The organism is Streptomyces sp. NPDC050263 (assembly GCF_040655955.1).
Taxonomy (GTDB): domain Bacteria; phylum Actinomycetota; class Actinomycetes; order Streptomycetales; family Streptomycetaceae; genus Streptomyces.
Genome location: NZ_JBFAKW010000053.1, coordinates 1 through 19,276, shown reverse-complemented (window position 1 = coordinate 19,276; position 19,276 = coordinate 1). Strand labels below are relative to the sequence as shown.

Below are 19,276 nucleotides of genomic sequence, written 5' to 3'. Positions count from 1 at the left end.
CCGCAACAGGCGGACCGATAAGAGGAGGCCACAATGGCGGCCGTCCACACCGACAATCTGACCGACGATTCCAACCGAAGCGGCCCCGAGGGGCGCAGAGCGACGTTCGTCTTCGACGTCGACGACATCACCTACGAGTACAACCGTCCCACCATCACCGGCACCGAGGTCATGACACTGGCCGGAATCGCGCCCAGCGAGGGGCTGATCCAGATCCTTCCGGACGGGACCCGCAAGACGGTCGATCCGGACGACACGATCCACCTCGTCCCCGGCGTCCAGTTCAAGCGTCGTCCGCGCTTCAAGCGAGGCTGAGCCCTGTGGCAATCGCCCCTCGACTTGGGGAACGCCTTGCGCAGGAGACCCTGCTCCTGCGCAAGGCGTTCCCCAACGCCACCATCGACCCTGAGGCGCTCGTCGTGACTCTCACCGACCACAAGCTTCCGGCCGGTTGGTCGCACGACCGGACCGACGTGCTGTTCGCGATCCCCACCAACTACCCGGCCGGGCAGCCCGACAACATCTGCGCCAGACCCGACCTCACTCTCGCCGACGGATCCGTGCCCGGTAACAGCCAGGGCATCCAGACTCATGCCGAACAGCAGTGGCTGCAGTTCTCCTATCACGTCGACCCCAACGACTGGCGGCCCACTGCCAACCCGGAAGTCGGCAGTAACCTCGCCGACTACCTGGCCGGCGCCTTGACCCGATTGGAGGAAGCGAGCTGATGGCAATGGGCACTCTCAAGTTCACTGATTCCGACCACTGGGCTCTCATCGAAGAGCACCTCGCCGAAGCCTCCGGGGAACGGTTCGCGTTCGCGTTCACCGACACCATCCGCAACGACAGTGAAGGCCCCGTCCTGGAGGTGGTTGATGTCGTCCTCATCGACGATCGCGATGTCGAACGAGGTCCTGGCGGTTGGTACCTAGCCGGCCGTGCCCTCGACCACGTTCACAATCGTGCGGCCGCATCCGGTCAGGGGCTGGTCGAATTCCATAACCACCACCTGGGACCGCCGGGCTTCTCCCGCACGGACGAATCCGCCCTGGCACCGATGGCTGAGTACATGCTCGACCTCGTTCCCGGAACGCCCTACGGCGCCGCAGTCTGGGCGCAGGGCAGCGTGCGCGCCGACTGGTGGAGGACTGAAGGGAGCGGCGGAGTCGAACGAGGCCGGTTCCGCACCGTGACGGCGATCGGCGAACAACTCCGCGTCCTCAACACTGCTCCTGTCGCTGACGAGCGCTTCATCCGTCAGCTTCCGCTCCTGGGCCCAGAAGCCCAGGCGGCAATCGCCACGATGCGGGTTGCCGTCATCGGCGCTGGGGGCACGGGATCACATGCTGCGTTGAACCTTGCCTACCTCGGGTTCCGCGATGTACTCATCCTTGACGACGATGTTGTCGAGACGACGAATCTCAACCGGCTGGTGACCGCTGACAATGCCGACACCGGCAGCCCGAAGACGGTTGTGGCGCGGCGTCGGATGCGCGCCATCGACCCCCTGATCCAGGTCCGCAACCTGCCCGGGCTGACGGTCGACGGGACCCACCCAGAGCTCCACGACGTCGATCTCATCATCGGTTGCGTGGACCACGACGGACCCCGCCAGCGGCTCAACCAGATCGCCGTCGACACCCGCACCCCCTACATCGACATTGCCACCGGGGTCGACGACACCCATGAGCCCTTCGCGCTCGGCGGCCGTGTCGTGTTCGTCCTGCCCAACGGCCCGTGCCTAAGTTGCCTCGACGAGCTTGATTCCGCCGAAATCGCCCGCTGGGCCAAGACAACCGATCAACAGAACCTCGACCGGGTGCACGGCTACGGAACCGGTACCGCGAACCCATCCGTAGTCCACCTCAACGGGCTCGCAGTCAACGCCGCGCTCACCGAGATAGTCGCTTGGCTCTCGGGAGCGAGGCGGCCAGCCCGATGGCTCGACATCGATCTTCTCGGGACCGCCACACGCCCCGGAGTTCAGATCGCGCCTCGTAAGGTCGCGGAGCGAAACGTCGGATGCATTGAATGCGGGGTGATACCGAGGTCTGGATAGCGCTCTTGGTACTGCCCATGAGCGAACGCGACAGGGTCCGTCGGATGGCGTACCAGCAGCCCGAGGTCGATTTCGCCACCGCACCGTCGGCGTCGATCCCCGAGGAGCTCCACGATCTGGTCGCCGCCTGGCGCGAGTCGAACTCGTTCAGGAACAGGGCGTTCGCGGTCACCGACCCGGTCGAGATCGACTTCAACTCGCCCGAGGCACAGGCCGCGGAACTCCCCGCCTCCAACGGCATCGGCACCGCGCGCGGGCTGGCACGCATGTACGCGGCACTGATCGGCGAGGTGGACGGCGTACGTCTGTTCACGCCGGAGACCGTCGCGTCGGTGGCCCGGGAACAGTCCTGCGGGACGGACCGGGTGATGCTGATCCCGAGCCGGTTCGGCTCCGGCTACATGCTGCCCACCGACACCAACCCCATGACCGGCCCCACCGCCTTCGGTCACGCCGGCCGAGGCGGCTCCCTCGCCTTCGCCGACCCGGAACACGGCATCGCCTTCGGCTACGTGATGAACCACATCATCGAGGACCCGGACGATGCGCGGGCGGCGTCGCTGGTGGAGGCGGTGCGAGCCTCGCTGACGTAACCGGGGGCCTCTCCCGCTTCCATGGAACGCTAGAGCGTCGCAGTTGGCCCACAGCCCCCGTCAGGCCGCAGCGTTCGTGGTCTTGGACTTGGGTACATCGACATGCCCCATAGCCCGGTCGATCGTGATCTCGATGACCACGCGCTCCGGATCCGGGGCCGGCGTCCGCCCGTACCTCTTGCCGTAGCGCATCACGGCGTCGTTCACAGCCGCTGGGTGCGTGCGGACCTCGGCCGTGCCCTCCAGCGTCGCCCAGCGGCCTCCGTCCACTTGGCAGACGGCGACGCGTGCTTGGCCGGGCAACGCTGCTTGAAGGTTGGCGACTTTCTTACTCGATTTGCGAGTGATAACCAGAGCTGTACCGGCGTCGGCGTCCACGGTGACCCCAACCGGCACGACATGCGGGCGGCCGTCCGGCCGGAGCGTCGTCAGGGTGCACAAGTGGTACTCGTTCCAGAACTCCAGGTAGCCATCACTTTGGCGGTTTATCTCGGTGCGCATGGCCGGAAAGCGTAATCGCGAATGATGTCCATGCTGTCTGAAAGTGGCTAGGGCCACACCTCGCCCCTTGGCTCAGGATTCGAGGGGTTTAGGTATTAATGGAGATGTTTGACCCATGTATTAATGGTGCAAAAATCTCGGATCGGTAACAAACTCGGCGCCTCTCGTGGTGGTTGGCGTGGGCGCGTCAGGTGTGAGAAGTGCCAGCTCAAAAGCATGATCCATATCCAGCTGTGCCGATTTGGTGCGATTCATTGTGTGGGGGTCGGTGGGGCCTGAGAGGCGACTTTCAGTCAGATCTCGACATGAGCTTCACGTAGTGTCCGATGCAGTTCCCGAAGCCCGCCGAGGGCGCTTGATGTCGTGTCATTACCTGTTCGCTCTAGCGACTCTCGATGGTGAGGAGTCTTGGGCGTGCACCCCTTGCGGCCCATCGGCCGGGGCGTTCGCAGCCTGGTTTGACGCGCCGCCTTCGATGCCCGTGATCACTTTCGGCTGTGTCATGCGACGGGGACTGGATCTGATTTGAAACGGGCGCGGTCGTTGCCCGGCTTCGTGGACGAGCCATCCACGGCTGGTACGAAGGGGATTACTGATGTGGTCGGGAAGAAGTGACCGCGATGCGGCTGAACCCGAGGTGCCTGCGCAGGGCGCGGTGAGCCGTCGGCGGTTGGGGCGATGGCGCACCGCTCAGAAGCGGACGGTGGAGCGAGACCTGCACCGTCGGCTGCGGCGAGAGCTTCAGGACCTCGGCGTCCAGCCTCCGCTGGACGTGAAGGAGTTGTGCCGGGCACTCGGCGAGAGACGGGGGCGCCCGATCGTCCTGCGGCCTTTCCCGCTGGAGAAGCCGGGACCGTCGGGGCTGTGGGTCGACACGCCGCAGATGGACGTGGTCCTCTTCCAGCAGGAAACGACCCCTCTGCACCAAGACCACATCATCCTGCACGAGGTGTTCCACATCATCGTGGCCGAGGACGAGCCGGCCGAGGAGGAGCAGGAAGCCCCGGACGACTTCGTCGAGGGCTGGGCCAGCATGATCCCGGTGCTCGACCCCGCGCTGATCCGGCGCGTGGCCCGTCGGTGCTCGTACGACGACGGGGAGGAGTGCGCCGTCGAACTCGCGGCCACGATCATCCTGGAGTGGTCGTCGGTGCTTGATCACGTCACCCCGATGTCCGAGGACCCCTCGGTCCGACGTGTCCAGGCGGCGCTGGGCGACCGACGAGGGTGGCTCTGACCCGTGACCGGAGTAATTCTCCTGGGCCTCGCTGCTGCCGTAGTCTGGAAGCTGTACCAGTGGTCGCGAGCGCCCCATGACGCGCCGCTTCGTTCCGTCACCCTGTGCCTGCTGAGTGCCGCGCTGTCCTATCCGTTGGCCATGCCCGGCGGCGCCTCGGGCGTCGACACCGTGGCCGGACACGGCACCGCGAAACTGATCCAGAACGTGCTGCTCCTGCTCACGGTCTACTTCCTGATGTGCTTCTACCTGTACTCGGCCGACGAACGGACCGGGCGGCTTCGCGCCAGGCGGGAGGCTCTCATAGTGGGAGCCGTGGCAGTGGCGATCACGGTCGCCGCGCTGTCGGTCCCGCACGACGTGTTCGCCGGTTCCTTCAGTACGGCGGACATGACGATCCCGCAGATCGCCTTCTTCTACGCTGGCGCCGGCCTGTACCTCATGTACGCCCTCGGCGTCGCCGGCCGGTGGACTCGCCGCTATGCCCGCATGTCGCGGCGACCGCACGCCACTGGCCTGTGGATGGCCGCCATCGGCCTCAGCACAATGGCGGTGGCCTGCGCCGTGCGCGCAGTCTTCGTCGTCATCCGATGGAGCGGTAAGACCGTGCCGCAGCCGCTCATGGCGGGCGTCGCGTTCCTCCTCGTGGTGTCCATCCTGCTGTTCTTCGTGGGCGTCACCTACCCCGGGGCCACCGCGAGGATCACGGCGGTACGGCTCTGGCTGCGCCGCCGCCGCGACCACCGTCGGCTGGCTCCGCTGTGGCAACTGCTCGCCGAGGCCTATCCCGAGAACGTGCTGAAGCCTGCCTCCTCCGAACTCTGGGACCGGTGGCGGGCGCGTGGCGTGCACCGCCGTTACCACCGACGGATAGTGGAGTGTCGTGACGGGCTGGTTGACGTCAGCCCGTTCCTGGCCGACGCGTCGGAGGACACCGAAGTGCTCGAACTCCCCCCTGCCGTGTTGGCGCACCGCCTTCGGCACGCCGTAAGCACGATTGGAAAGGGAGCCCTTGCGCCACGTCCGGCGGTACCGCTGGCGGTGCCCAAGGAGGACAACCGGGAAGCAGATGTCCGTCAGCTGATCGCCGTCTCGGACGCGCTGCGCCTGTCGGCCTGACCACCGAAGTACCAAGGAGAGACCAGATGCTGATCACCGCAGGCCGAGTCCTCGTCGACTCCGGGACGTACCTGGACGACGGCGCCATCCTCATCGAGGGTGACTCGATCACGGCGGTGGGACCACGGGCAGAGATCGCGGAGCAGGTCGGCGCGGACGCGGTGCACCTCGCGTTCCCCGAGGGAACGGTCTTGCCGGGTCTCATCGACGCACACGTCCACCTCGCGTTCGACGGAGGCGCGGACCCCGTGGCCACGCTCCACGAGTCCAGCGACGAGACCCTGCTGAACGACATGCGCCGCCGTGCGGAACAGCTCCTGCTCAGCGGCGTGACCACGGCCCGTGACCTGGGCGACCGAAACGGCCTCGCCCTCCGCCTGGACGAGGAGATCGCCCAAGGCAGCACGCCGGGCCCTCGGATCGTCTCGGCGGGCACGCCCGCGACCCCGCCCGGGGGACACTGTCACTTCCTCGGGGGCGAGGTCTCCGGCGTGACCGAGGTCCGCGACCTCGTACGGCGCAACATCACGGCGGGTGCCGGCGCGATCAAGGCGATGGTCACCGGAGGCGGCCTGACCAAGGACGGACCGAAGAGCTGGCAGAACCAGTTCACCCCGGAAGAGCTCCAGGCCCTGGTGGACGAGGCCCACCAGGCTGGCCTGCCGGTGGCCGCCCACGCGCACGGTACGGACGGCATCACCGCGGCCGTGGAAGCGGGCGTCGACACGATCGAGCACTGCACGTGGATGACGAACGACGGCTTCGACCTCCGTCCGGACGTCCTGAAGCAGATCATCGACCGTGGCATTGCGGTCTGTCCGGCCGTCAGTCCTCACTGGCAGATGCTTCCCCGCTTCTTCGGCGAGGAGCGGGCGGCGGCCATGTTCGATCTCGTGCGGCAGATGGCGGAGGCAGGCGTCAAGCTCATCGCCGGGACCGACGCAGGGGTCCAGCGCGCAGGGTTCGACGGGTTGGTGCCCGCCCTGTCGTTCTATGCGCACCTTGGTCTGCCGAACAGCAGGATCCTCGACATGGCGACCGCCGACGCGGCCGATGCGCTCGGGCTGGGTGAGACGACGGGGCAGCTCGCTCCCGGTTTCTGCGCGGACCTGCTCGTGGTCGGCGGGGATCCCCTCGATGATCTCGATGCGCTGAAGGCGGTGCTCACCGTCGTCGCAGCGGGGCGGCGGTATGAGCCGCGCGAGGCGGCGCAGCAGTCGTAGCTGCTCATTGCCTGTCCGGCGGTACCTCGGGGGCTCTGGACGGGCACTACTCGTCCGCGTCCGGCTCCCGCTCCTCCAGCTCCGCGACCAAGTCGTTGACGAACTTCATGGCGTCCGACGGCAGGCCCTGAGCCCCCATACCTCGGCCCCTGACGCGGCCCACGGACCCCTTCTTCGACGCGGACAAGAGTCGCAGACCCTCGTAGACCTGGCGGGCCACGGCGTCGTCCGGCTGGAAGTACATAGGGGACACGCCGAGGAAGGCGGCCAGGCCATCGAGGACGACGGGCGAGGCGGATTCCTCAGTGCCCGTCCGGAGCGCGTGAACCCCTTCCTCGGTAATGACCTGCGACCCGGCGTGAGCGTTGACCGCGTCAGCGATCTCAGTATCGGACGGGGGCCCTTGCGGCCCCGGGTACGAGCCCGTCAGGATCAGAGTGATCTTCTCAGCGAGAGACCCGGGCGACCCGGTGGCGACGGGGGCAGCTGCCACGGCATGCGTTTCAGGTTCTCCGCCCCCCTTCTTCCGCTCCTCTGCCTCGGCGATCGAACGGTCCGCCGCCCGCCGCAGCTCCTCTTCGGTCACGTCGTACGTCGCTGCCAAGGCCGGGATGTACTTGTCTCGGAGCGGACGGTCACCCCGTTCCGCTCCGGCGACCGGGCCGGCGCTCTTCATCTCGATCACCGCGGCCATCTCGTACTGGTAGAGGCCGGCGTCGCAGCGCAGATCCGCCAAGTTGGGTAGCCCGTAACGCGGAAACAGATCGTTCAGGTCGCGCTTGAGCACCCTGGCCAGGGCAGGCAGCTTCTCCGGGTCGGGGGTCGCCAGCCCAGTCTCCCAGCCGGCGACGGTCGAGTCGCCCACGCCGAGGGCGTCGGCCACCTCGGTCTGAGTGATCTCGGCAGCTCGACGCACCGCGCGGAGACGACCTCTGTCGAAGTGGCGAGCGGACATCGGACCTCGTTTTTACTCAAACCGAAGAAACGTCGGTGCGTTGACTTTTTCCGTAAATCGCAATAGCTTCATCTTAGCGAAAAACGAGGTGCCCCGCACGCCTGCTCAGGTCTTCGTCCGCCGCTCCTTCTGCAGTGTCTCGGCGTTGCAGGGAGGGTGCGCGAGGCTCGGGCAGTCCCGCGGACGGAGCGTTCCCGTATCGCAGCCGGCGCCCGAGCGTTCGCGTTTCCCGGGCGTCGGACAGTGCGCGATCTCGCCCCTTTGTGTGGGCTCTGGGATTGCTCGGACGGCTATTCCCTGTCCCTGTATGGGACTTGGTGGTTGCCACCACACGGAGGGGTGTTCCATGTCTCCCATTGCGGATGGCATTCCGGTCGCTGCCGGGACTGATTCGTTAAGCGACTTGTGACGTTCCTGTACTTGCGCGCGGCCTGCTGAGGTGGGGTCAATCATCTGTTTGATGCAGCCTCAACTACGTAGCGATGCTGCGTCTCTGGAGTCCGGGCCGGGTTGATTGCGTCCATGTGCCGACGGACTTCACGCGTGCCAGTCCAGGATGCGGAGTCCTGCCCGGTCCGTGCTGAAGAGTGGCCCCCGGTGCAGGCGCTGCCCGGCGTCCGTCCGGGCTCCGGCCCCTTCATGCGCCACGCCGCGAACCTCCTGACGCCGTGCCTGGGGAGATCGTGCATCGAGTCTCGTAAATATATGTCGAGTTGGCGTCGAAATGGACCAATGCGCGCCGCCCGCTGGAACGTTGGCAACACCAGGCATATGTTGCTGCTCCGCCGGCGAAACCGCCGGGTCGCAGCCCACGCGAGAAGGAGGGAAACCAGAACCGCGTCAATCGCCAAGTCCGCGATTTTCAGAGGGAAATGAGACCGGCGTCCAGAAGTTAGCAGCTTCCGGACGCCGGGACCGCCACCCCGAAGGGCGCGGATTCATAACCGGGGCGAGTCGGCTGACCTTTTCGACGAGAACGGCCGCCCCACCCCACCTACGAGTGAGGAATTCTCGCATGCCCGCATCCCGGAGCGGAAGGGCGCTCGCCGCCCAGCCCGCCAAGGCCGTTGCACCCACCGACGGTATCCGCCAGCACCGCCTGGCTGCCCTTCTGACGGACATGGTGCCCGGTGCCCGCATCATCCGCGTCTCGCAGCACCAGCCCAGCCAGACCTGGCCGAGCCCCTACACCCGCGCGTACGACGAGCGGGGGCAGCCCATACCTCTCAACCGGACCCAGCGCGTGGCCACCGCCCGCTGGGTGATCCGAGCCTTCCCCGAAAAGAACTGGGATGAGGCGCACGACCTCGACCTGACCACCGGGATCCTGCAGCCCGCTGCTGGGGCCTGCGCTCCATCGGACGGGGGCCGCTGACCCGTGGCCCGGATCCGAACGATCAAGCCCGAGGCCTTCGCGTCCGAGTCGCTCGCCGCGGTCTCCCTCACCGCTGAGCGGACCTTCTTCGGTCTTCTCACCCAGGCCGACGACCACGGCCGCTTCCGCGACCAGCCTGCCGTCATCACCGGACTGCTGTGGTCGCTGCGCCCGGAGCACGGCCCCGTGGACGTCGAGGACGACCTGACCCAGCTCGCCGCCGCCCATCTGATCTGCCGCTACGAGGGCGACGACGGCAAGCGGTACCTGCACATCGTCACCTGGCGCCAACACCAGAAGATCAACCGACCCAGCGGCGTCCGCTTCCCCGCCTGCCCCGACCACGACGTCGAGCAGCTCAGCCAGGGCGCACCACAACCTCACGGAGACGTCATGGAGTCCTCCCTGAAGGCTCACGGAGGACTCCGTGAGGGCTCACGCACCGCGCAGGAACTCTCCGAGCATCGGAAAACAGCAGCTCAGAGCACATTCCACGAGCCCTCGCGGAGCCGTCATGGAGGACTCAGTGAGCCTTCCACGAGTCCTCACGGTCCGGATCTAGGACCTAGGAACTTGGATCTAGGAACTACTTCTCCTTCGGGGAGCGCAGGCGCCCCCGCGCCGGAGACCGTCTCGACTCAGCAGCTCATGGCCGAGTACGCCGCTGCCTGTGCCCACCGTCCGCCCAGCGGGGTGCTCGGTCACCTCGGACGGGAGACCGCCAAGCTCCTCGCCGAAGGCATCGATCCTGCCCACATCCGCGCAGGGCTGGCCCGCCACCGGGCCAAGGGGCTGCACCCGAGCACGCTGCCGAGCCTTGTCCACGAGGCGATGAACGCCACCTCCGCCGGTTTGGTGCGGACGGAATCGCGGCCTAACGTGCCCGGTCACCGGGCCTGGGCCAATCCTGCCGACCCTGCCGCCGCCTACGCCGAGGAGCTGTGATGCGCGACCACGACGCCCAGCCCATCGGCGGCATCGCCCGCCGCCTGGCCAACATCCTCACCTCCCGGGGCATCGACCCGGCCGCCCCGATCACCGACCCGGTCGAGCCCATCCCGGCCCTCCAGGCGGCCCAGGCCCGCATCCCGGCCCGCTACCAGACCGCCATCGCCGACCACCCGGCGGTCGCCGCCTGGGTCCGCGAGGTCGCCGAGGCCGGCCGTCCCGGACCGGAGGGAGCCCCCGGCATCGCCCAGGGCCGCTCGCTGCTGATCGTCGGCACCACCGGCACCGGCAAGACCCACCAGGCGTACGGCGCGATCCGGTCTCTGCTCATCGCCGGAGTCCGGCTGCGCTGGAAGGCGACCACGGCCGCCGACCTGTACGCGGAGCTGCGGCCCCGCCCCGGGCACGACGGTGAGCGGGAGCTGATGGACCTCGCCCGCTGCCCGCTGCTGATCATCGACGACCTCGGTGCGGCCAAGAACAGCGAGTGGACCGAGGAGATCACGATGCGGCTGATCAACCGCCGCTACAACGAGATGCTCCCGACCCTCATCACCACCAACCTCGGCATGGCCGACCTGCGTCAGCACGTCGGCGACCGGGTCGCCTCCCGGTTGACCGAGATGAGCGACAAGGTCATCCTCGACGGCCCCGACCGCAGACGAGCCCTCGCAGCCGATCGTCGCCGCATCCCTGCCGCCTGATCCCTGCCGCGACTGGCTGCCACCGCTTCCGCCTCCTTCACGCACCAACCCCCGGGTCGCGTATGCCCAAAACGCGCCCGGGGCGACCGGAGACACCCACATGCACAGCACCGAGAACCAGATGCCGCGCACCCTCGGCGACCTCACTTGGCACGAGAGCGCCGCCTGCCGCTCGACGCCCCACCACCAGGTCGACCCGGACCTTTTCTTCCCCGAGCCGGACGAGATGGACCGCATCCGCGCCGCCAAGGCCCTGTGTGCGCAGTGCCCCGTCCGTGCCACCTGCCTCGACGCCGCCCTCGAAAACGGTGACCGCGACGGCATCCGGGGCGGCTTGACCGAAGAGGAACGCGACCCGCTGCACCGCAAGTTCCAAAGCCGTTTCGAATACGCCCGCGTGAACGCCGTGCTGGCCGGTCGCGACATCCACCTCACCCAGGCCGAGCGCGACGCCGTCGTACGCGCCGCCTACCAGGACGAGATGCCGGCCGAACGGCTCGCCTGGCTGCTCAAGGTCACCGAGGAGCACGCCGAGAAGCTCTACCGCCGCACCCGCCGGGAGATCCGCAACCGGGCCGTCGACCAGCAGAAGAAGACAAACAAGGGGAAGAGGAAGTCCAAGAGCCGTACCAAGGTGCTCAAGGCACCCGCAGCGGAGACCCCCGCACGAGGCGACCTCGGGACGGCCGCGTGAGCCAGAACGCGCCGATACCGGCGCGGATCACCGGCTGGGACCGGGCCGCCATCGTCGCCCTCGGCGGCGCCGGCTGCGCGCTCTCGTACGACGCCCTGCAGCAGATGGCCACCGCCATCCACGTCCGCGGACCCCTCACGTTCCTCTTCCCCTTGGTGATCGACGGCTTCATCGCCTACGGGGTACGCGCCCTCCTGGTCCTGCGCACCGCCTCCTTCGCCGCCCGTCTGTACGTGTGGATGCTGTTCGGCACGGCGACGACGGCCAGCATCTGGGCCAACGCCCTGCACGCCGTGCGCCTCAACCAGCAGAGTCCCGGGGGCGGCGGACTGCGGCTCGGCGACGTAACCGTCGGCGCGCTGTCCACCCTCGCTCCGCTCGCCCTGGCCGGAGCCGTCCACCTGTACATCCTCATCGCCCGGCGGGTGGCCGAAGCCGGTCACCACGGACAGCCGGGCACCTTCGGCGTCCACACCGACCGGATCACGGCTGACCGGCCGGAGACTCCGGTCGATGCGGACGGACGCCGGCCGGTCCCGGTCACCTCCGGACACTCGGCCGCCCTCTCCGTATCGGAGAGCAGCCGTCCGGCGGTTACCTCCGGCCCGGACATGCCGCGGACGACTGACCGGGAGGAGCTGTCCGGACACCCGGAGAGCGCCCCGGAGCCGGCGGACGGCGGAGACGACGCTGGCCTGGGCGGACAGCCGGTCAGTAGACCTTCCCCGGTCACCCGCCTGCGGCTGGCCGCCCCGTCGGTCACCGAGCCGGAGACCGGCCCGGACACCGCCTCAGAGACCTCGGACAACGGCGGCCCGGACACCGCCCCGTCGGCGGACACCCTCCTGCCGATCGCCCGTCAGGCGGTCACCGCCGCAGGCAAGATCACCCGAGAGGTCGTCGCGGACGCCATCCGCGGACAGGGCAAAACCCTGGCCAACGACCGGCTGACTGCCCTGATGCGCCAGCTCCGCGCCGAAACCGGACAGGACTCGGTCACCAAGACTGGCTGACCGAACAGCCCGGACAGGCGGGCGGCCAACGGCATCAACCTGGCAGCCCGCCCCGCACCCCACCACGTTCCACACGCCCCGGAGACAGACAATGCGCACCACACCGGCCACCCCTGCCGAAGCCGACGCCTGGATCACCGTGCTCCGCCAGTACGGACACCTTCACCACGCCGAACCCGGCCCGGACGGCACCTGGACCGTGCAGCTGACCCCGACCAGCACGCCCCGCACCCTGCACCACCCGGTCCTCGCCCTCGACTTCGTCGCCGAGGTCCTCCACGACGTGCGCCGCACGAAGGCCCAGACACTCCGATGACACGCTCCGAGCGGGTCGACATCACCTCTGACCTGCAACAAGACCACTGCCCGGCACGCAGCCGAGCAAGCTGTACCTTCCGAAACTCCTTCGCGGCCCAGGGCCGCGAAGGAGTTTCGGAAGGGCTTACCCCCGCCTCAGGAGGGGTGGGGGAGACCCGGCACCAGGGGGCGCCGGGCTCGGAGGCTGCGACCGAGGGCGGATCGCAGCCAGGAGAGGAACCGAACCCGCCCGCTCCGACGCGTACACGCCCTCGCCTGCGCCAGAGCGTCCACCGCGACCAAGTCCGCAGCGTCCGCCTGACCCAGGACGAACTCGACCTGGTGAAGCGCGCCGCGGAAGCCGTCGGCCTGAAGACCGCCGGGTTCCTCGCCGACGCCGCGGTCGCGGTCGCCCATGCCCAAGGAGGTTCCCAGCCATGGCTGTTGGACCAGCGCGGCCGAGTCGAAGAACTCATGGCCGCCAGCACACAGCTCGCCCGCGCCGGCAACAACCTCAACCAGGTGGCCCGCATCCTCAACTCCGGCGGTCAGGTGGAGTACGCGGACGACGCGGTCGCCCGTGTCCTGCGGGCCGCAGACCGGGTCGAGGCCGCCGCGACCGAGATGGCACGACGCTGACAGTGGTCCCCGACATCTCCACCGGCAGCCGCACGTATGGACTGCTCAACTACCTCTACGGACCAGGCCGTCGGGACGAGCACACCGACCCGCACCTCGTCGCGTCCTGGATGCCCGGGCTCGCCCCTGACCCCGGACGTGACCCGTCCGCCACGCTCAAGCAGCTCACCGACCGGCTCGACCTGCCCGTGCTCGCCCTCCCGAAGAACCGCCGTCCGGCCCGGCACGTGTGGCACTGCCCCGTCCGTACGGCGCCCGGCGACCGTCACCTCAGCGATGCCGAATGGGCCGAGGTCGCCCGCCGCATCGTCCACGCCACCGGCATCGCCGAAAAAGGCGACGACAAGGCCTGCCGGTGGATCGCCGTACGCCACGCCGACGACCACATCCACCTCGTCGCCACCCTCGTCCGCGAAGACGGCCGCCGCCCCCGCCGCCACCAGGACGGCATCCGTGCCCAGGCCGAATGCCGTGAGATCGAGGAGGAGTTCGGCCTGCAGATCCTCAACGGCGGTGACCGCACCGCCGCCCAGCGCCCCACCAGCGCCGAACGCTCCAAGGCCGAGCGATCCGGCCGGACCGAGACACCCCGCGAGACGCTGCGGGAAAGCGTCCGGCACGCCCTGGCCGGAGCCGCCAGCGAGGAGGAGTTCTTCCACCGCCTCGCCGAAGCCGGCCTTCGGGTCGAACAGCGCATCGCCCCGTCCGGCGACACCCTCGGCTACAAGGTCGCCCTCCCCGGCGACCGCAACCGCGACGGCCAACCCGTCTGGTTCTCCGGCTCGAAACTCGCCCCGGACCTCTCTCTCCGCAGGATCCGCCAGCGCCTCGACGCCGTACGGCCCGATGACGACGAGCCCGTCACCGACCATCCTGATGAACGAGTACCTCGCCCGGCCCGCGCCCGGCGCCAGGCAGCCCCGGTCGCCGAACGGGCGGTATCGATCCTCGACGGGGACGACGACGAGGACTCCGCCGCCCAACTCGCCGGCGTCGGCGAACTTCTCGACGCACTCGCCCAGACTGCCCCGGCCTCAACCCGCAAGGAACTCGCCGAGGCCGCTCGCGCCTTCGAGCGCGCCACCCGCTGCCACGTCCGCGCCGAGCGCGCCGACAACCGAGCCATCCGCTCCGCCGCCCGCGGCATCATCCGCGCCGGCAACGCCCTCGGCAAAGGCGAAGACGGTGGCACCACCGCGATGCTCCTGTCCACGATGGTCCTCGTCACCATCGCCGCCGTGCACTGGCACTCCGCCCGCGGCCACGCGCAACAGGCAGCAGCCGCCCAACAAGCCGCTCAACACCTGCGCAGCGCCTACCGATCGGCCGCCTCTGCCCCCATGGGTGTGATGCGCGAGCAGGGCCGACTCCTACCCGAGCCCGTACGAGAGCGGTACGCCGGCACTCTCGAATCCGTCCTCCCTGAGCAGGCCGACTCCGTACGCCGTCAATCCGGATGGGACGCCCTCGCCGCCACCCTGGACCAGGCCGAGCGTGCAGGACACGACCCGGAAGACCTGCTCCAGCGGGCCATCGAATGGCGCGAACTGGACACCGCGGACAACGTGACCGACGTACTCGTCTGGCGACTGCGACGCATCGCCAAACTGCCCGCCACCATGGACTCACCCCGTGCCCGTACGAACGCGCGGGCAGCGCAGTCGCGCCCTCACCCGACTCTGCCGCTGGCGCCCGAGACGTTGGTGGAGACCCACCGTGCTGATCCTCGTTCCCGAGGTCCGAGGCGCTGAGCAGCGCAAAGAGCTGGACAACGACGGTCGGCGCCTATTAGGGCTGATTGAATGGAGAAGACGATGCAGACACTTAACGAGGGTCTCCACGCTCAGAGAACCGTCCTGCCGGACACGGCCTTCGACGACGATCCGCTGCTGCGGCTTCAGCAGGAGACGCAGCTCGGCGACGGCAGCATCGGTCTGCGTGCCACCACCCACCCCGAGGAAATCGTCATCACCGGGATCCCCGTGATGTGCCCGCAGTGTGGCGCTCGGCGCGACTGGATGGTGATCTGCGACCGTAACGAGATCAGCATCCGCTGCCGTTGCGCACACCAGTGGGTCGAGCGTGAGCTGACCCGCGCGGACTACGAGGCGATGATCGACGTAGGAGGCCAGGACTACCCGAGCTTGGAGGCTGCGGCCCAGGCCGCGGGCTACGACGGCACGCTCGCCGGCACCTATTTCGCCCAGTCGGGTAGCCGAGTCACGGCAACGTGACCCGGTTAGCCGGCTACCCGGCTAACCGTTGCGACTGGGTTGTCCCTTCTGCTGCCGACACACAGGCGTCCACGAGCCGCATACCCCCGGCTGCCATCTTGCCCCGCTCGCAGGTGAGGAGCTCGTAGATCTTGCGGACGGTGCCTGCCGGGTCTGGGGAGTCGGTGACCTGTCGGAGGACTTCCGCGTTGAAGGCATTCATGGCGGGCCCGCCGATTCCAGCCTTGTTGGTGGCGGCCTGGTTGGCCTTGATCTGGGCGATAATCCGTTCGGCGGTCGTGGTCGTCATGCCAGGACCCCCGTCCGCCCAGACTCGACCTGGTCGAGGAGACGGGCGAGCGTGTCCCACACGCGGTCGGGATCTCCCGTCTCCAGAATCATCTCGGCCGCCGTGTCCAGGGCGCGGTCGAGGGCGCCGCCGTGGGCCTGCTTCTCCTCGGTGATACTCCGCAGATTGCGGACGACCTCAGGCCGGGCAGCCTCATGGGCGGCGGGCAGCCGGTCGACGGCATCCGCCAGACTCCAGCCAGCGGGGACCAGGTACGACGCCGGGCCGCAGTTGTTGACGCGGACCGTGGGGGTGGCGACGCGCGAACCCAGCTCGACGTTCAGACGGAGCCGGGAGGCCTCCTGGAACAGGGCGGTGATGTCTGGCCCCATCCCGTCGAGGACCGTCTCACGGACGGCGTACCCGTGCTTGTGGAGCAGGACGCGGGCGAGCCACACGGCTGTGCCCGGGTTGATCCGGTGTCGATCGTAGACGACGGTGGCCGTGTCGCCCTCGACGCGGAGGTCGGCGGCCTTGCCGGGGGAGACGACGGGGCCACGACGGACGGTCAGCGTGAGGTCGCGGGGGATCGTGGTTATCATGCCGTCACTCTCTGGTGGGAGAGGAGGGCTCGGACGGCGCGCAGGCGGATGACGGGGTCCTGGCCGGTGGGGACGACGAGGATGCGGCGGCTGTCCTTGTGCTCCAGGTAGTGGGCGAGGAACCCGTCGCGCAGCTCGGAGTCGAGGGTGGAGGCGTCCCACTCCACGACCTGGACGCCGCGTTCGGCAGTGAGCGCCTCGAAGGCGGCCGTGGGATCGGAAAGGGCCGCCATGATGCGGTCGACGGCCTCGTCGACGCGGGCCTGCATCACGGGGTCGACGTTGAGCGTGTCGGGCTGTGGGGCCAGTGAAGTGAGGTGTTTGGTGCCGACGCTTGTTGCTGCCTTGGACATGATCTTGTTCCTTGGTTTGAAGGTGCAGGGTTGAGGCCTCGTGACCGGTGTCGGAACCACCAGCCGAGGCTTGTTCTTCATTGGTAGGCGTTCTGCCGAACGCGGGTCGACATGGGTCACCTGTCCGGGCGGTGTCGCCCCCAAATACCGTTTGCTTGGCGCTAGGTGGCACGTATGATGCGCTGTTCTCGCTGGCTACCGGTGGTTCGTTAAATCCGGCAGTAGACGTCAATGCCGTGTCCGGTGGTGACCGCGTCGATCAGGGCCTGGAGCTCGGAGGGTGGGTCCTTGTCCGTCCAGGCTTGCCACCACCGGTTGAGGGTGACGGCGGGGTGAGCCAGGAACGGGTGGCGCGTAAGGCCCCGGGCCAGCAAGGCTGTTGGGGCTGGTGGGACGGGGCCTGTCCCCCAAGGCCACGAGGGCTGCCCCAACTCTTGGGGCAGCCCTCGTTGTTTGTAGCAATGGATCTTTAGCTGGCGGCCAGGTGGTTCGCGAGGTGCAACGCGTCGGTGGCCACGGATAGCGCGGCGTGCAGGCCGATGACCTCGAACAATGTGGGGTGCACGACTGGAGTCCAGTCGCCCTGAAGGCCCGGCCAGTTGGCGAGGAGGACCTTGGCCGAGGCCAGACCGAGGTGAGCGGTCACGTCCATTCCGTCTCTGAGGCTGGGTTCCCAGCTCAGCAGGATGGAGCCGGGGCGGAGCCGGTCGGACGTCAGGTCGGACATCCACAGTGTGCGGATCGGCTGGGCGGGATGGGGAGGCACGCTGCGGAGGAGGGCGGCCCGTGCAGATCCAGGCATGGGATGACGGACCAGGTCACTGAGGATCAATTGGTGCGAGGGGTTGATCGGCGGCGCAGAGTGCTGCGTACGGGGGTGACAGGTCATACGTCAGACCAGTCCAGCTGGTTGCGGACGGCGGGCGATAGCACGCCCTCCTGGCCGTTCTCGGCGATGTAGACGGCTCCGTTCGATCCGGTGATCTCCACGATGCGGCCGATGCGGTGGGCGTACGGCCAGTCCGGGTTGATGGCGAAGTACGCGGGCAGGTCGGGATCGAAGGTCTGGAGCTGATGGACCAGCTGGCCGACGGTGAACTCGTAGGGCAAGACAGCCTCCTGGACGATGGGGGTGCTAAGCGGGGGCGTGTTGGGCGGTTTTAGTCGTCTGCGTCGAGTCGAAGGAGTTCACGCAGCACGGCGGGGCCCTTGGGCGGTGCGGCGGACTCCGTTCGCTGCTGTTCGGCGCGATGCCGCACGCCTTGCGCGGTGGAGTAGTTCTTTGTGGACGAGCGGCTGCTCGTCCAGGAGGAGCAGCTGCACGACGCGACGAAGTGATCTCGTCCCGTGCACCCCTCGGTGAGCGGCTTACCGCTTCTGGTGTGCAGGTGTTCCGAAGGACAGACGGTGTTGTCGGCGTGGTACGCGGTCACGGTGATCGAGTGGCGGAGCATGGGGCGGCCTCCAGGACAAAGATGGGCAGGTGCTGCGGCGGCTGAAGTTGGGTGTCAGACGCAGCTGCAGTAACGGGTGGGGTAGGCGACCAGCGCGGCGAGGAACCCGGCTACGGCCCGTGCCGGGGTGTCCGGACCGAAGGTCTGGCGCCAGGCCGTGGTGCCGTCGTTGTCCGTGACGTGGATGTGCCACAGCTCGCCGCGCGCTGCCTCCTGGCTTTCGGGGAGGAAGCCCACGTACACGCGCTGGTCGGGGCTGGAGCAGTGGACGTTGCAGTCCAGATCGGGGACGACGTCCCATCCCTGGCTCTTGAGGAGGTCGGTGACGTGTCGGGCACAGTGGCATTCGAGAAGCCACTCACGCTCGCCGAGGGCGTGCGGAGGAAGCTCGGCCAGGGGCTGGAACGGAGCGGTGGCGGTGAGCTTCACGAGCAGAGAACCCTTCGTTGACCTGCGGTTTTTCCGGGCTCCCGTACGTTGACATGGTCTTGGGCGGTGTCTCCAGTCGTTGCCCGCGGTGTCTGTCTGCCGTGGGCGAACTGACCGCGGATGCGACGGCTGACGTCCGTTCAACGCGGAATGAAACGGCCGCTCCCTCAGCTGGTGCGGGAGCGGCCGTTCACGGAGCCGAGTGGAGAGAAGGGGAGGAACTGGTTTGGGCAGTGAGGAGATCCGCGTGCACGACGAGGCTGTCGACGACGTCGAGGCGGCGTCGGTCGGCCGGTCCCGGATGGCTGATGGGCGGCGGATTGAGCTGAGCGTGGAGGAGCTGGCGCGGCTGGTGGACGCCGAGGCCGACGGATCGCTGTGAGCGGACCTGTACCAGTGGGCTGGCCTCGGCTAGCGCCACGCAGACTGAGATGCGTGGCGCGGAGCAATGTGTTGCGGCAGGGCCTCGGCGATCGACGCGTTCCTAGTGCCGTAGCAGGGAATGTTTGCCCTGTTGTGATGTGACGCGTCGTCCGGGTGCTGTGCCGGGCGGCGCGTGTCCGGCACTCTGTCCGGGTG

Annotated in this window: 25 protein-coding genes and 1 pseudogene; 17 read left to right on the top strand and 9 right to left on the bottom strand. The window is 68.2% G+C overall.

Annotation, left to right across the window (positions count from 1 at the left end):
• Positions 1-33 precede the first annotated feature (33 nt).
• The 4 genes and pseudogenes from AB0J04_RS23490 to AB0J04_RS23475 all read left to right on the top strand — a co-directional run.
• Entirely contained in the window at positions 34-315 is a 282-nt protein-coding gene (locus AB0J04_RS23490) for a multiubiquitin domain-containing protein (protein WP_363170503.1), read from the top strand.
• Between the two features lie 5 nt (positions 316-320).
• On the top strand, positions 321-728 hold the full coding sequence (locus AB0J04_RS23485; protein WP_351770400.1) for an E2/UBC family protein: 408 nt from the start codon (positions 321-323) through the stop codon (positions 726-728).
• Positions 728-2,059: a ThiF family adenylyltransferase gene (locus AB0J04_RS23480; protein ID WP_363170502.1), complete on the top strand. Its 1,332-nt coding sequence runs from the start codon at positions 728-730 to the stop codon at positions 2,057-2,059. Before AB0J04_RS23485 ends, AB0J04_RS23480 begins: the two co-directional genes overlap by 1 nt.
• A gap of 11 nt (positions 2,060-2,070) precedes the next feature.
• Positions 2,071-2,652, top strand: a pseudogene (locus AB0J04_RS23475) (serine hydrolase domain-containing protein); the annotation flags it as partial.
• A 60-nt stretch (positions 2,653-2,712) separates the two neighbouring features.
• Here AB0J04_RS23475 and AB0J04_RS23470 read toward each other — a convergent pair.
• Positions 2,713-3,153, bottom strand: coding sequence for a PPOX class F420-dependent oxidoreductase (locus AB0J04_RS23470; protein WP_363170501.1), 441 nt, complete (start codon positions 3,151-3,153; stop codon positions 2,713-2,715).
• A gap of 703 nt (positions 3,154-3,856) precedes the next feature.
• Here AB0J04_RS23470 and AB0J04_RS23465 point away from each other — a divergent pair.
• From AB0J04_RS23465 to AB0J04_RS23455, 3 genes are read left to right on the top strand one after another with little or no spacing between them, the layout of a single operon-like run.
• Positions 3,857-4,390: a hypothetical protein gene (locus AB0J04_RS23465; protein WP_363170500.1), complete on the top strand. Its 534-nt coding sequence runs from the start codon at positions 3,857-3,859 to the stop codon at positions 4,388-4,390.
• 3 nt (positions 4,391-4,393) lie between these two features.
• The gene (locus tag AB0J04_RS23460) at positions 4,394-5,509 is read left to right on the top strand and encodes an MAB_1171c family putative transporter (RefSeq protein WP_363170499.1); all 1,116 of its coding nucleotides are present in this window, start codon (positions 4,394-4,396) and stop codon (positions 5,507-5,509) included.
• A gap of 26 nt (positions 5,510-5,535) precedes the next feature.
• On the top strand, positions 5,536-6,732 hold the full coding sequence (locus tag AB0J04_RS23455) for an amidohydrolase family protein (RefSeq protein ID WP_363170498.1): 1,197 nt from the start codon (positions 5,536-5,538) through the stop codon (positions 6,730-6,732).
• A gap of 46 nt (positions 6,733-6,778) precedes the next feature.
• On the opposite strand, the gene AB0J04_RS23450 is transcribed toward AB0J04_RS23455, so the two are convergent.
• On the bottom strand, positions 6,779-7,687 hold the full coding sequence (locus AB0J04_RS23450; RefSeq protein ID WP_363170497.1) for a helix-turn-helix transcriptional regulator: 909 nt from the start codon (positions 7,685-7,687) through the stop codon (positions 6,779-6,781).
• A gap of 1,015 nt (positions 7,688-8,702) precedes the next feature.
• Here AB0J04_RS23450 and AB0J04_RS23445 point away from each other — a divergent pair.
• The 9 genes from AB0J04_RS23445 (at position 8,703) to AB0J04_RS23405 (ending at position 15,591) form a co-directional block, all read left to right on the top strand.
• Positions 8,703-9,062 (top strand): hypothetical protein, encoded by a 360-nt coding sequence (locus AB0J04_RS23445; RefSeq protein WP_363170496.1) that lies wholly within the window; start codon positions 8,703-8,705, stop codon positions 9,060-9,062.
• 3 nt (positions 9,063-9,065) lie between these two features.
• Positions 9,066-10,007: a hypothetical protein gene (locus AB0J04_RS23440; RefSeq protein ID WP_363170495.1), complete on the top strand. Its 942-nt coding sequence runs from the start codon at positions 9,066-9,068 to the stop codon at positions 10,005-10,007.
• The gene (locus AB0J04_RS23435; RefSeq protein ID WP_363170494.1) at positions 10,007-10,714 is read left to right on the top strand and encodes an ATP-binding protein; all 708 of its coding nucleotides are present in this window, start codon (positions 10,007-10,009) and stop codon (positions 10,712-10,714) included. Before AB0J04_RS23440 ends, AB0J04_RS23435 begins: the two co-directional genes overlap by 1 nt.
• A gap of 100 nt (positions 10,715-10,814) precedes the next feature.
• Positions 10,815-11,408, top strand: coding sequence for a WhiB family transcriptional regulator (locus AB0J04_RS23430; RefSeq protein WP_363170493.1), 594 nt, complete (start codon positions 10,815-10,817; stop codon positions 11,406-11,408).
• The gene (locus AB0J04_RS23425) at positions 11,405-12,421 is read left to right on the top strand and encodes a DUF2637 domain-containing protein (protein WP_363170492.1); all 1,017 of its coding nucleotides are present in this window, start codon (positions 11,405-11,407) and stop codon (positions 12,419-12,421) included. Before AB0J04_RS23430 ends, AB0J04_RS23425 begins: the two co-directional genes overlap by 4 nt.
• A gap of 91 nt (positions 12,422-12,512) precedes the next feature.
• Complete coding sequence (locus AB0J04_RS23420) at positions 12,513-12,737, top strand: hypothetical protein (protein ID WP_363170491.1); 225 nt, start codon at positions 12,513-12,515, stop codon at positions 12,735-12,737.
• Positions 12,738-12,883: 146 nt separating this feature from the next.
• Positions 12,884-13,357, top strand: coding sequence for a plasmid mobilization relaxosome protein MobC (gene mobC / locus AB0J04_RS23415; RefSeq protein WP_363170490.1), 474 nt, complete (start codon positions 12,884-12,886; stop codon positions 13,355-13,357).
• Between the two features lie 2 nt (positions 13,358-13,359).
• The gene (locus tag AB0J04_RS23410; RefSeq protein ID WP_363170489.1) at positions 13,360-15,108 is read left to right on the top strand and encodes a relaxase/mobilization nuclease domain-containing protein; all 1,749 of its coding nucleotides are present in this window, start codon (positions 13,360-13,362) and stop codon (positions 15,106-15,108) included.
• A 51-nt stretch (positions 15,109-15,159) separates the two neighbouring features.
• Positions 15,160-15,591, top strand: coding sequence for a hypothetical protein (locus tag AB0J04_RS23405; protein WP_363170488.1), 432 nt, complete (start codon positions 15,160-15,162; stop codon positions 15,589-15,591).
• 13 nt (positions 15,592-15,604) lie between these two features.
• Here AB0J04_RS23405 and AB0J04_RS23400 read toward each other — a convergent pair whose 3' ends face one another.
• From AB0J04_RS23400 to AB0J04_RS23370, 7 genes are all read right to left on the bottom strand, one after another.
• Positions 15,605-15,880: a hypothetical protein gene (locus AB0J04_RS23400; protein ID WP_363170487.1), complete on the bottom strand. Its 276-nt coding sequence runs from the start codon at positions 15,878-15,880 to the stop codon at positions 15,605-15,607.
• Complete coding sequence (locus AB0J04_RS23395; RefSeq protein ID WP_363170486.1) at positions 15,877-16,461, bottom strand: hypothetical protein; 585 nt, start codon at positions 16,459-16,461, stop codon at positions 15,877-15,879. The genes AB0J04_RS23400 and AB0J04_RS23395 overlap by 4 nt, the downstream gene beginning before the upstream one ends.
• Positions 16,458-16,814, bottom strand: a complete 357-nt coding sequence (locus AB0J04_RS23390) for a hypothetical protein (protein WP_363170485.1) — start codon at positions 16,812-16,814, stop codon at positions 16,458-16,460. The genes AB0J04_RS23395 and AB0J04_RS23390 overlap by 4 nt, the downstream gene beginning before the upstream one ends.
• Before the next feature lie 469 nt (positions 16,815-17,283).
• Positions 17,284-17,580, bottom strand: a complete 297-nt coding sequence (locus tag AB0J04_RS23385; protein ID WP_363170484.1) for an esterase — start codon at positions 17,578-17,580, stop codon at positions 17,284-17,286.
• Between the two features lie 119 nt (positions 17,581-17,699).
• On the bottom strand, positions 17,700-17,924 hold the full coding sequence (locus AB0J04_RS23380) for a hypothetical protein (protein WP_363170483.1): 225 nt from the start codon (positions 17,922-17,924) through the stop codon (positions 17,700-17,702).
• A 50-nt stretch (positions 17,925-17,974) separates the two neighbouring features.
• The gene (locus AB0J04_RS23375; protein ID WP_363170482.1) at positions 17,975-18,268 is read right to left on the bottom strand and encodes a hypothetical protein; all 294 of its coding nucleotides are present in this window, start codon (positions 18,266-18,268) and stop codon (positions 17,975-17,977) included.
• Positions 18,269-18,322: 54 nt separating this feature from the next.
• On the bottom strand, positions 18,323-18,697 hold the full coding sequence (locus AB0J04_RS23370; RefSeq protein ID WP_363170481.1) for a DUF317 domain-containing protein: 375 nt from the start codon (positions 18,695-18,697) through the stop codon (positions 18,323-18,325).
• A 247-nt stretch (positions 18,698-18,944) separates the two neighbouring features.
• Here AB0J04_RS23370 and AB0J04_RS23365 point away from each other — a divergent pair, with 247 nt between their 5' ends.
• The gene (locus AB0J04_RS23365; RefSeq protein ID WP_363170480.1) at positions 18,945-19,079 is read left to right on the top strand and encodes a hypothetical protein; all 135 of its coding nucleotides are present in this window, start codon (positions 18,945-18,947) and stop codon (positions 19,077-19,079) included.
• The last annotated feature ends 197 nt before the right edge of the window (positions 19,080-19,276 follow it).